9 protein-coding genes are annotated in these 11,893 nt (G+C 44.7%); 4 read left to right on the forward strand and 5 right to left on the reverse strand.

Translation table 11 applies throughout. The features are described 5' to 3' along the window. Nucleotides 1-679: 679 nt before the first annotated feature. The gene (locus SPEA_RS01800) at nt 680-1,936 is read right to left on the reverse strand and encodes a sensor histidine kinase (protein WP_012153603.1); all 1,257 of its coding nucleotides are present in this window, start codon (nt 1,934-1,936) and stop codon (nt 680-682) included. Next, nucleotides 1,908-2,576, reverse strand: a complete 669-nt coding sequence (locus tag SPEA_RS01805; protein ID WP_012153604.1) for a response regulator transcription factor — start codon at nt 2,574-2,576, stop codon at nt 1,908-1,910. The genes SPEA_RS01800 and SPEA_RS01805 overlap by 29 nt, the downstream gene beginning before the upstream one ends. A 93-nt stretch (nt 2,577-2,669) precedes the next feature. On the opposite strand from SPEA_RS01805, the gene SPEA_RS01810 reads away from it, so the two are divergent. Next, nucleotides 2,670-3,884, forward strand: coding sequence for a DUF5666 domain-containing protein (locus SPEA_RS01810; RefSeq protein WP_012153605.1), 1,215 nt, complete (start codon nt 2,670-2,672; stop codon nt 3,882-3,884). Nucleotides 3,885-4,181: 297 nt separating this feature from the next. Next, nucleotides 4,182-5,735: a methyl-accepting chemotaxis protein gene (locus SPEA_RS01815; RefSeq protein WP_012153606.1), complete on the forward strand. Its 1,554-nt coding sequence runs from the start codon at nt 4,182-4,184 to the stop codon at nt 5,733-5,735. Nucleotides 5,736-5,925: 190 nt separating this feature from the next. Here the strand turns inward: SPEA_RS01815 and SPEA_RS01820 are convergent, their stop codons facing one another. Genes SPEA_RS01820 through SPEA_RS01830 form a run of 3 tightly spaced genes read right to left on the reverse strand, consistent with a single transcriptional unit; the run spans nt 5,926 to nt 9,458 of the window. Further along, on the reverse strand, nt 5,926-7,578 hold the full coding sequence (locus SPEA_RS01820) for an HAL/PAL/TAL family ammonia-lyase (protein WP_012153607.1): 1,653 nt from the start codon (nt 7,576-7,578) through the stop codon (nt 5,926-5,928). Nucleotides 7,579-7,605: 27 nt separating this feature from the next. Beyond that, on the reverse strand, nt 7,606-7,956 hold the full coding sequence (locus tag SPEA_RS01825) for a cytochrome c3 family protein (protein WP_012153608.1): 351 nt from the start codon (nt 7,954-7,956) through the stop codon (nt 7,606-7,608). Further along, nucleotides 7,956-9,458: a flavocytochrome c gene (locus SPEA_RS01830; RefSeq protein ID WP_012153609.1), complete on the reverse strand. Its 1,503-nt coding sequence runs from the start codon at nt 9,456-9,458 to the stop codon at nt 7,956-7,958. Before SPEA_RS01830 ends, SPEA_RS01825 begins: the two co-directional genes overlap by 1 nt. Nucleotides 9,459-9,718: 260 nt before the next feature. Here SPEA_RS01830 and SPEA_RS01835 point away from each other — a divergent pair, with 260 nt between their 5' ends. Together SPEA_RS01835 and SPEA_RS01840 are read left to right on the forward strand one after the other, a co-directional pair. Continuing rightward, on the forward strand, nt 9,719-10,567 hold the full coding sequence (locus SPEA_RS01835) for a LysR family transcriptional regulator (protein ID WP_012153610.1): 849 nt from the start codon (nt 9,719-9,721) through the stop codon (nt 10,565-10,567). 338 nt (nt 10,568-10,905) lie between these two features. Continuing rightward, a complete protein-coding gene (locus SPEA_RS01840) occupies nt 10,906-11,841 on the forward strand; it encodes a LysR family transcriptional regulator (RefSeq protein ID WP_041411221.1) in 936 nt (311 codons plus the stop codon). Nucleotides 11,842-11,893: the final 52 nt, after the last annotated feature.

Here is an 11,893-nt window from a genome sequence, read left to right on the forward strand (position 1 = left end):
CAGCAGTGTCTGCACATGCGCTGGCCGCAGGCCATTGGAACCGCTGATGTTGGAAGATACATCAAACTTAGCCTAAGAATTGGTGAATCAAAGGTTCATCGCTGTAGATTTAAAGCCTGCGAAAGTTTCACGCAAATGAAACCTTCAACCTCTGCACATGCGCTGGCCGCAGGCCATTGGAACCACTGGTGTTGGAAGTTAGTTTAGGGTTTCAAGTGCCGAAAAACTTAAAGGTTCGCATGCTTTAGATTTAAAGCCTGCGAAAGTTTCACACCAATGGAACCCTCAACCTCTGCACATGCGCTGGCCGCAGGCCATTGGAACCACAATTGCTGGAAGTTGCGCCATAGATTCAAATGACAATGAAGCCAAAGGTTCATCGCTTTAGATTTTCCCCACTCCAAACATACGCTGTAAGCCAAACGACTCCGCTTTTCTAACCTAGTGCAGATACGGCTGAAGCCTTTGATGGCATGGATGCCATCGTAGAGCTTACAGGGACCCTTTCTTTTATAAAGAGGTGCAGCGTGTTTCAGCAGTGTCTACACATGCGCTGGCCGCAGGCCATTGGAACCACTGATGCAGGAAGTTGTTACATAGCTTCAAATGACAATGAAGCCAAAGGTTCGCATGCTTTAGATTTAAAGCCTGCGTTAGTTTCACGCAAATGAAACCACACCTAAAGGGTCTCCCCTTTGGCAGAAAATACCAAGGTTGTTTGAAACTCAACTCCGTTATCATGAGGCAGATAACTCCACCCCATGCGTTCGCAGATGCGCTCGACGATGACCAGTCCAACACCATAGCCCGCATTGTAGGTTTCATTGCCTTCGTGGCGATTGGTGATGGTTAAGGTGTGCTGATTAAGCACGATTTCAATGTCACCTATGCTGTAACTGAAAGCATTCTTAATGACATTGTTGAGCACGATGGCAATAAAGCTGTCTGGGGCATGGACACTCTTAGCCTCATTGACCGTTAAGCAATAACTGCTGTCTTGTCTGGCGAATAACTCTTTCATCTCGGCGAGCTGCTTACATAGCGCGCCCTCTAGGCTGACATCGGCGAAGTGACGCTGGCTAATCGACTCTTTACCCAATAATAGAAAAGTTTCGGTGAGCACCTGCATCTCGTCGCTGGCCCGTTGCAGGCGCTTAACGGCGTTGACTGCCAGTGGATGCTGGTCTGGTATTTTAGCCAATAGTTCTGCTGAGCCTTTTATCACGGTAATCGGGGTTCTGAGCTCGTGGGAAGCAAAGTGGCTAAACTCTTTCTCTCGTTGAAAGAATCCGTTGATATCATTGCGACTATCTAGCAAAGTTTGTTCGATATTACGGGTCTCGACAAAGCGGGTATCGACACCGAAAGGCGGGTCATCTGGCGACATCTGGGTGATCTTGTGCTCAATGATTGTCAATGGCTTGGATAGGGTGCGGATAAAGTACAGACTATAAATCGTCATTAATAGACCAATAAGTAGGCCTAGTATGAGTACATAATCATGCAGATGTTCTTCATATTCATCAAGATAGTCATCGGCATCATCTTGAAACACAACATACATTAAGCCTTTACCGGAAGGGTGAAGAGAAACAATAAAGTGCTTATCTTCTTCTCCTATTAACTTTTCATATAGGCCTGGTGAAGTATAAGCATTGAGCCACTCTGGAATGGTTTGCTCACTCCAGTAGGTAGTAAACTCATTGGTATTGGGTAGAACCGTTTTTTCGCCATAAATCTTGTAGTCCTGTTTATACCGATATACTTCGGTGTCTAGCCAGTGATTGAGACTGATCTTTTCAATCTGGTTTTCGGCAATATAGATCACCGACCAAAATAGGCTAAACATAGCAAAGGTCATCAAACCGAAGCTCCAACGGAGCTTGCGGTAGATGCTCGGGAACTGTTTATGCTTTGAGGCGGTAACCTTGTCCATGAATCGTCTCTAATCGTGATTGTTCGAAGCCTTTGTCAAGGGCGGTTCGCAGGCCGTAAATATGACTACGCAAGGCATCACTCGGAGGAGACTCATCCCCCCAGACTGCATCTGTTACATCTTGGCGGCTGACAATACTCGGCGCACGCTTGAGCAACACCTTTAATATTTTTAGCTGGATACGGCTGAGCTTAATTGGTTGCTCGCCTCGTGTCACAACATCGGTCTGAGTATTAATCTTGATATCGGCAAAGGACAAGGTGCCGATATCTTGCCTTGGTCCGCGATTACTCAGTGCATGTAGACGCAGACTCAGCTCCTCCATGGCGAAGGGCTTGAGCAGGTAGTCATCGCCACCGGCCTTGAAGGCGGCGACTTTGTCGTCGAGGCTGTCTTTGGCGGTGAGAAATAAAATAGGCGTGTTGCAATACAGCTCTTCACGGAGCTTGCGTACTGCGGTGATGCCGTCAATCTTTGGCATCATGATATCCATAATGATGACATCGTAACTATTTTCGGAGACTAAATTAATCGCGGCCTCACCGTGATAGGCGCAGTCGATAATCATGCCTTCGAGTTCCAAATAGTCGGCGATTGTTTCACTTAGGTTATGGCTGTCATCAACAATTAGCACTTTCATAGATTAGTTTATCTTTCTTCACGATCGCTTCACGGGCCAAGTTTTAACATACGGCTAAATTTGATAATCATCTTACTAAATAAGGGTATTTAGATGAAAAAAATAGCTTTAGTTTCAACACTTGCTCTGATTTTAACTGCTTGTGGCGGTGGAAGCGACAGTTCTGACAATGGTAGTGGCGATAACGGCAACGGCGGCGGAAGCATTCCTACTGTACCTACAGCTCCAACTGCAGTTAAAGGCACTATTGATAAAGTCGATGCTGTACAGAATAAAGTGGTTGTGAACGGCTACAGCTATGACGTTGCTGGCGTAATGTACGGCGAAGTAAAACTAAATATTAACGATCTGCAGCCAAACATGATGGTGCAAATCGGCGGCGCTCAAAAAGCAGCTGCAGTTCAAGTTCAACTTGAACCGACTATCACAGGTAAAGTGACTGCAATCGATCCAGTTGCGGGTACATTTGATGTTAACGGTATGACCTTAACCTACAAGTTATCTGACGAAATTGGGTTAGGTGACTGGGTGATGGTGTCTTCACTACCGACTGCAGATGCAGGCTACAAAGTCTTGTCAGTGATTAAGTTTGATATTGAAACTGAATACCCAGGACTAGCAAATAGCTACGAAGTTGAAGGTCGCCTATCTAGCTTAGATGAAAGTGCAAGAAGCTTTAAACTTGGCGCAGCCTTGACGGTTGATTACTCAGGCACTGAAGCTCACAACATTGAAGGCGTGCTTGCTGATGGTCAGTGGGTTGAAGTTGAAGGTACGTTAGTGAATGACCTGTTTGTTGCGACTAGCGTTGAAGTTGAAGATTATAGCGATCTAGCTAACGACACCGAAGTTGAAGGTATTGTGACTTGGGTTGACGCGCAAAAAGCAGCATTCGAGCTTAACTACCAAGGTCGCTTCGTTGTTAATGATCAAACTAAGTTTGAAGATGGTCCAAAGTCAAAGCTGGTACAAGGTGCTTTAGTAGAAGTGACCTCTGTTAAGCAGGGCACGCAGCAAGTTGCGACTGAAGTTGAGTTCGATGACGACAACTCAACAGGTGACGACAACGATAACGTGGGTAGCTGGAAAGAGTTTGAAGTGGAAGGCAATGTGACAGCATCTGATGCTACAGCTAAGAGCTTCGTTATTAAGGGCATTTCTAGTAGCATGACAGTTATTGTTGACGCTAACACTCAGTATGAAGACGGTATTCGTTTCGACACCTTAAACCAGCAACGTATCGAAGTCGAAGGTGTGGTGATTAATGGTCAAAACATCGCTCGTGAAATCGAAGCCGACAACGATTAATTGTAAATCAATATTTCGAACTGATTGATTCTAGAATGCCTTTCTCACGAAAGGCATTTTTGTTTCTGAACGGCTGACCTTTTTAGCTAGTACAGGCTCTGAAGCCATATGAGAGGTAGATGTTAAGCAGAAAGAGTAAGGTTATTTATGCTAATTAAATTAATGGTATAAGAACTTAAGAGGGGCATAAACTCGGATAGATGAAATAAATTACGCAGATGACTTTGATGGAAAGCGAATATTGGTACTACACTGAACGGTAGTTTTGTTTTATGCCATTAAATAAAGGATTATGTTATGGACGAAGAGTACCAGTATCCCGCCAATTACAATTTAATCTCAATCACGTCTCCTTCTAGTCATATTAAATATGCCAGTCCTCACTTTTCTGAAGTGGCGGGATTTGCAGATGGCGAGCTTATTGGTCTTCCCCATAATGTTGTCAGACATCCGGATATGCCCAAAGCCGCGTTTAAAGATCTGTGGGGTCACTTGCAGAGTGGCAACCATTGGATGGGAATGGTGAAAAACAGTCGTAAGGGGGGAGGTTATTATTGGGTCGATGCATTCGCCTCGCCGATAAAAAACAATGGAGAGATTGTCGAACTGCAATCGGTTCGCTTTAAACCGGAACGGATCCATGTTAAACGAGCCGAGGCCGCTTATAAGCAATTATCAAATGATAAAAAGCCTTTTCAATTGAGCATAGGCTTGAGAACTCGCTTGTGGCAGCGCAGCGCCTTTTGTTATGGCATCGCCGCGCTTATCTCCTATGGTATCGCCACCTTTACCCAAAATACCGCTCTGACGCTGGCATCCTTTTTCGTTATGGCGACTCTAATTAGTTATCTGTTAACTCGCCCCTTGGAGCGACTGGCAAAAGAGGCTCGTAAAGACTTTAATAATCCGCTAATGGAACTCATCTATACGGGGAAGGTCAATGACTTTTCTGAAATTGAGTTGGCGATGAAGATGCGTCGACAGCACGTAAAAGCATTGATTGGGCGGGTAAATATCTCTGTGATGGAGGCCTGTGACAAGACCTTAGATAACGCCAAGCTAGCCACCCAGAACAACCATAAAGTCACCGAACATCTCAATACTCAGAAAACAGAGATTGAAATGGTGGCAACGGCGGTGAATGAGATGCAGGCGGCATCGACCGAGATCTCACAAAATGCTCAGGGCACCGCTGAAGCGACAATGCAGACGCAAAGTACCATGTCGGAGAATTTGGAGTGCATTAATCAGGTTAATAAGTCGATGTTGGAGCTCGTCGATGAGTTAGCCTCAATATCCAGTACCGTGGTATCGCTCGATAAGCAAACCCAGCAAATTAGTTCGGTGATCGATGTGATTAATGGCATTGCCGAGCAGACCAACCTACTAGCGCTAAATGCTGCGATTGAAGCGGCTCGAGCCGGAGACTCTGGCCGTGGCTTTGCAGTGGTGTCCGATGAGGTGCGCACTTTAGCGCAGCGTACTCAGGTTGCAACCACAGAGATCCAGACGGCGATTGAGCAGATCCAGACCAATAGCCAAGTTGCGGTTAAATCGCTTGAAATTGGTAATGACAAATCCAGCAAGACGGTCAATATCATCAATGCCTCACTGAGCAAAATCAATGAACTTGAGGAATTGATTGAGGGCATAGTGGAGCGTAATCAGCAGATAGCCGTGGCCATCGAAGAGCAGGTCTATGTCTGTAATGAGGTCAACACCAATGTGCAGATGGTTAATTGTAAGGTGTCAGAGTCTTATGATCTGATTACCGTAACCAATACGCTCAACCAAGAGGTTGAGAACAGTACCGACGATCTATCCAATACCATCAGAAATTTCAATATGTAGTGGGATTAGTTTAAATAGAAAGGGTCTAGCCGAGTACTAGGCCCTTTTTAGTTTTTGGGGAAACATGGTAAGGCTGCTTATACTGATTGCTAGTACTATTGTAAGAAAATGAAAAGGTGTTTAGCGATTGGCTAAACACCTTTTTTATTGCAGTGGGGGAGTCAGGCTTAATTAACTAAGCCATGGGTCCTTACTTGGCCGCAGAGTAAGTCTTAAGGAACTTGATGCCATTATTAATATCTGGCGTGTAAGTCCGGTCTAAATCAACAAATGGCACCACTTTACGGTATTGCTCGATAAGGTGACTGGTACCTTGACCCATTTTCTTATCTTGATCTCTCATACGGATCTCCATACCTTGCGTGGTATGTAACACCTCATAGGCATAGATTTCGTAACCAATATCAGCCATTTTTGCAACGCGAGAAGCAATTAAGTTCACGTTACTAAAGGTCTCTTCAATACCGACTGAAGTTGGGATGCCGTATAGTGTAGCGCTATTAGTTAGAGTCATCGCTTCGGCATATAGACCCGACATTGACTGGGCGATATTAGCAAAACCATCGCCGCCGACATTCTCTTTCGCGATAAGGTAAGTCGGTAGGTTAGTACGGTGTCCATCGTCAAGCTGAGTAGTACGCCAAGCCGAAATATGGATAACTTGTGCAAGTGCACGGCCTAAAGACTCCATCTGTACGGCTAGTTGAGTGTTGTCGAAGTTAGCGCCAGAGTTTACAAAGACATTGTCATCGCCGACACGTAATGCATTAACGGCTGGTGTGTTGCTATACCATAAGTCATCACGAGCTTCAGTATTCACAATAGGGTTATCAGTGGTGTGATTAATCGCTGTGTTAAGTAGCTCTTTTGCTTGGCGTAGCTCTTCTTTTGCGGTCGCTAAAATGTAGCCCGATGAACGGAATGATAGCGGGTCCTGTAGGTTACGCTTGTTATCTAATTCCCATAAGTATGAGCCCTTTAATGCGCCAAGAATGCCTTCTGCAGCTTCATGACCTTGTGGCCAGCCTTTTGTGTCAACAGTGTGCCAAAGGAATGGCGATACGTTACCGTTCAGTGCTTCTAGTGAAGAGGCAATAATCACAGGTGAAATATCGAGTAAATGTTCGGCTTTCTTAACCGCTGCGATGTTCTGCGCTTCGGCTACGTTACCGTTTGATAGGATAGAAATACCGTCTAAACCGAACGGTCTGTATGGCTCAAGGCCTAGCTCTTCGCGAACTTCTTTCGAGTCACGGCGCTCGCCTTTGTACATTACGTCCCATTCTCCCATTAACGATAAACCAATATGGGTCGCTAAACTTAAATCGTTAGCACCAGATGAGCCTCGACTTGGAATGAGTGGTGTGACGTCTGCGTTGATGTAATCCATAAATGCTTGCGCACCTTCGGTACTCATTGCCGTGTAGCCAGCAGCCATTTGGTTAAGGCGAATAATCATCGCCATCTTTGATTCGCGCTCAGAGATGAACGGTTCAACACCTGCGGCTTGAATGCGCATCTGGCGTTCGTTGAACTTTATCGATGCAGTGAAGTTTGGCTCATCTTCAACAGATGTACCTGCAACACGTTGATCCTTTAAGGCGCCGTAGTTAACGGTTAAACCGTAAATTGAACGGCCATCTGCTGCAGCGTGAATAGGCGCCTTGTAACCTGCGTTAATGCGCTGCCAACCTGCTTTAGCAATGGTGACATCTTCACCTGGTTGGGCGATTTCCCATAATTGGTCAACAGTAAGCGAGCGACCATCTAGGGTATGTGTTGCAGCATTAGCGGACAAAGGTAGGCTTGCAGCAACGAGTAATGCAAATACACTTTTCTTCATTGTTCAATTCTCTAATTGGTAGTACATCTACTTAAGGTTGTTAAATTCGACTTTATGACAGTCGGAACAAATATCTTTCGAAGGTTGGTGCTCTGAATGGCAAACCATACATTCAAGCAAGTCTTCGTAGTGATGCGAATTATGTGGATTCTTATCGAAACGGTTTGGTTGAGTTGGAATGTCATGCATGCCGCCGTGGCAGTCAATGCAGGCCTGATCGCTCGGACGTTCAAACGCCCCTTTAGTGGTATGGCAAGTGCGGCAGTTCATGTCATCGCCAAGAGCGTCGATATGGTGCTGCTTGATCGTCGGTTTAGCGGCTAATGCGCTGCAAGACAATAGCGTTGCGATAACTGCAACGGCAAAAGAAGTTTTCATTACGCATTCGCCTTATAATTTGCTGCAGTTCTGCCTGCAATCTGACCAAAAACCAAGCCGTCAACTGACGAACAACCGCCTAAACGATCCATACCGTGGGTACCACCTGCGACTTCTCCTGCAGCAAATAGACCTTTGATTGGCTCACAAGTCGTTGCATCAATTACTTCAGCATTAGGGGTGATAGCAACGCCGCCCATGCAGTAATGCAATTTTGGCGATAATCTCAGAGAGTAAAATGGTGGCTTTAATTCGGTTCTTCTATCGAGTGGCTTATTAAATGGATCAGGCTTGCCCTCAACAATCTCGTTCCAGTCTGCAATAGATTGACTGAGTACTGCTTCATCGACGCCGTGATGTTTGGCGAGTTCCGCAACAGAGTTAGATTTGTTAACCGCGCCATCGCGGTAAGCTCCCTTAAATCCTTCCGCGCGTTTAGTGGTCGCTTCGCTGCAGAAAGTGAATGGGTAGTTAGGCTTTTCTTCACTGCCTTTTTCTAATACGACCAACTGTGCTTCAGCGCGGGTGCGACGATCGGCAAGTTCATTCATAAAGCGCTTGCCTGTCATTGGGTCGATGGCAATACCTTCACTGAATGAGTAATCGGCAAAGAAGGAAGCTGGGCCGGCCCCTTTTTCATCAGGAGAAGCCCAAGGGCCAAGCTGATACATATCGAGCATGATAGGTAGCGAGCCAACAGCAAGTAGCGATTTGATCATGCCTGCTGTCGCGCCTGGATGCGCAGTCGCTTCTAGGTGAGCGTAGATAGGCATAGTGGTTTTAACGAACTTCTTATCTTGTCCCCAGCCACCTGTCGCAACGACTACACCGTGACGTGACTTGTAAGTTTGCTCGGCTTTGAACTCTTCGGTTTCAAAATCAAATTTTTCCTGTACGGCAACGCCGGTAATGGCGTTATTCTTATCACGCAGCAAGCTGGTGACTTGAGTTCGGTTTTGGAACTGCACACCTTTATTCACTAGGTACTTGTGCATAGGAACCACGATTCCGCCGCCAGAGGCATTAGCTGGGATATGCGCTCTTGGTGCGCTGTGTCCACCAAGGCGAATGATCTTATCCATAAATTCGACGCCACAACCAATGAGCATGTCGTATACGGTATGCGCCTCGGTAGCTAAAGTTTTACATAGCTCTGGGTGATTAAAACCACGACCCGCTTTCACCATGTCTTTGATCATGAGTTCGGCAGAGTCTTCAATGCCGTGCTTTTTCTGTAGAGAGGTATTCGGCATACAAGCAATACCGCCGCAAATCGCTGAGTTGCCGCCCCAAGTTTCCATCTTTTCAAGGATAAGTATGTTTTTTAAGCCTGCTTTGTTAGCCGAATAAGCAGCAGCTAACCCCGCAAAACCACTGCCTACAATGATTAAGTCGTATTCTCGGTCCCAACTATTTTCAGATGAAACCGCTGTCGCTGAAAATGGTAAAGCCATTGCTGCGGTAACGCCCATGCTTTTAGTTAGAAAGTCTCTTCTTTTCATTATTATTCCACGAATTTTATATTAGTCATCATTCTGGGTAGATGATATGAATCGTGCCGAGCATAGATTGTGATTGTTATCTGATATATGTAGGTATAAAAAAAAGTAATACCAAAGATTGTGAGCGTGGTTATAGCTGAAAATGGCGTAAACTATGATAATTAATTAATGGTTTTTTAAATTATAAATATTAATAAAATAGCGTGCATTTGATTGCAGTCACACAAAGATAAGAATCTAGAACTAGATCCCGAATAATTATGATTAATAACACAACAGTTTATTGTTTCTATTACTCCGCTAAGTTTTCATCATTTTCTAAAGCAGCAAGCTTTTTAAAAATGACTCAACCTAGTGTTAGCTCGAGTATTATCGCTCTAGAGAAAAAAATTGGCGCGAAACTGTTTGAAAGAGAGAGTCGCGGAGTGAGGTTGACCGACCGCGGTCATGAAATCTACAAGAAAGCGGAAGACGTTATCATGTCGATGAATGAACTGGAGTCGGCACTTCAGCAGGTCAATAGAAAGTCAGTCATTAAAATAGCGACTCAGCCTAGACTCTATGAGAAGTACTTGTCAGCCAAGTTAACCAATGACTTTATTGAAGAGTTTTTCGTTCAGATCAATACGGGCGAGTTGGCTACAATTAAAGGCTGGATGGATTCGGGGGAAGTTGATGTGGTTATCACCGAAGGCATATTTGATGACCACCCTATATTTGAGCATTTTACCGAACTAGACAATTTAAAGTTTTTTTGGGCTAAAAAAATTGGCATAGAGTTCGCTACACCTGTCCCTACATTCGTACATTCTGATATATGGAACCATTGGCATGATTTAAGCGTCTGTATGTATAACAATCCAGAGTTTAAAAAGATCATGGTGATAGACACTCCAGATTTTTCTTGTAAATTAATCGAACGTGGAATGGGGATTGGCTTATTACCTGAGCAGATTATTCTAAATAACGAAAATATTGAAAAATGTGCAGGGCCAACGGCTGGCGATATTAATGGTCCGATTGCTATCTATGTGAATCAAGAACGTAAGTTAGAGTTACAGAAAATAGGATTAATTGAAAAGATTATTTCAACAGGTGATGGTCGATAAGCCTGAAAAACTTTAATGTCAATATTTTAGAAATGCTAGGTAGTGAGTGTGTTTTTGGTCACAATTATTCTATAGTCTGATTGAGAGCATTAATATATAGATGATAACTATTGTAGTGTTATGGCTAAATATTCTTCATTGAATATATGCAATATTTTTATATGAGCCCAAAATATATCTACATTGGTCTAGTGAATAGAAGCTTGTCGTTTGTTAATTGGTGCTATCTAAAGACAGACTAACGCGGGGGGATTAGCGCGGTTAGAATGAATACCGATAGCGTATGTTTGCAAACCCTTTATGATATGACCTATAACTTGCGTCATTTGCAAAGGCCTATTGTGAAACAGTTAGATTTCAATTTACTCAGAGTGTTAGAAGTACTGCTTGAAGAGCAGAGTGTCACCTCCGCTGCGACGAGATTGCATTTGAGTCAGTCAGCGGTGAGTAAACAGCTGAGTAAGTTGAGAGAAACCTTCGATGACCAGCTATTTGAACGCACAGCCTATGGATTGAAAGCCACCCCACGTGCTCTGCAGTTAGCCCCAGAGCTTCGCGAGGTACTGCAAAAGCTAGATCAATTTACCCGTCCTAGCACCTTTGAGCCCGCCGAGAGTCAGCGACGTTTTCGTATGCATATTGTTGAAACAGCTTATTCGCTGACTTACCCCTATTTTATGCCCAAACTGCTAAAACAGGCGCCGCAGGTGAGTATTAATGGCCATACTTGGTCGCATTCTAGTATGGAACAGCTGCTGCGCTGTGAAATTGATATGGGCATCATCTGCCGTGAGTGGGATAAGCGCTCTTTACTGCACATGAACAACTTACCGGAAGAACTTGGCGCAGCAGAGTTGATTCGTGATTATCCTGTATGCCTGTTAAGACGTGATCACCCTGCGCTAAAAGAGCCTTGGAACATAGACACTTTTCTTAAGTACCGCCATCTGCAGGTGGCCTTTGGTGGCTTGGAGCATTGGTTGCTCGATGATGTGCTGCGCTTAGATCACCTGCAGCGTGATGTAGCGGTCAACATGACCGATTTTAATTGCGCAATGGATCTCTGTGAAAACAGCGATCTTATCTTGTGCGCACCACGAAAATACATTCAGCAGATGATGGTCAACTATGATTTGGTATGCCTCGATGTGCCGGTGCATGTCGAGCCCGGAGCCTACGTGCTTGTTTGGCATAAACACTTTAATCTGGACCCGAGTCATAGCTGGCTGCGTAACCTGATTATCGATGGTGTTCGTGATAATCGAAAAGACTAGCCACAACAGATTTCAAAAGATAAGAATGGACCACAGAGGACACGAAGAAAAG

This window comes from Shewanella pealeana ATCC 700345, from assembly GCF_000018285.1.
Classification (GTDB): domain Bacteria; phylum Pseudomonadota; class Gammaproteobacteria; order Enterobacterales; family Shewanellaceae; genus Shewanella; species Shewanella pealeana.

What these genes read in the sequence shown, in the direction of transcription:
- SPEA_RS01800 (WP_012153603.1), bottom strand. Translation starts at nt 1,936, where the DNA reads ATGGACAAGGTTACCGCCTCAAAGCATAAACAGTTCCCGAGCATCTAC.
- SPEA_RS01805 (WP_012153604.1), bottom strand. Translation starts at nt 2,576, where the DNA reads ATGAAAGTGCTAATTGTTGATGACAGCCATAACCTAAGTGAAACAATC.
- SPEA_RS01810 (WP_012153605.1), top strand. Translation starts at nt 2,670, where the DNA reads ATGAAAAAAATAGCTTTAGTTTCAACACTTGCTCTGATTTTAACTGCT.
- SPEA_RS01815 (WP_012153606.1), top strand. Translation starts at nt 4,182, where the DNA reads ATGGACGAAGAGTACCAGTATCCCGCCAATTACAATTTAATCTCAATC.
- SPEA_RS01820 (WP_012153607.1), bottom strand. Translation starts at nt 7,578, where the DNA reads ATGAAGAAAAGTGTATTTGCATTACTCGTTGCTGCAAGCCTACCTTTG.
- SPEA_RS01825 (WP_012153608.1), bottom strand. Translation starts at nt 7,956, where the DNA reads ATGAAAACTTCTTTTGCCGTTGCAGTTATCGCAACGCTATTGTCTTGC.
- SPEA_RS01830 (WP_012153609.1), bottom strand. Translation starts at nt 9,458, where the DNA reads ATGAAAAGAAGAGACTTTCTAACTAAAAGCATGGGCGTTACCGCAGCA.
- SPEA_RS01835 (WP_012153610.1), top strand. Translation starts at nt 9,719, where the DNA reads ATGATTAATAACACAACAGTTTATTGTTTCTATTACTCCGCTAAGTTT.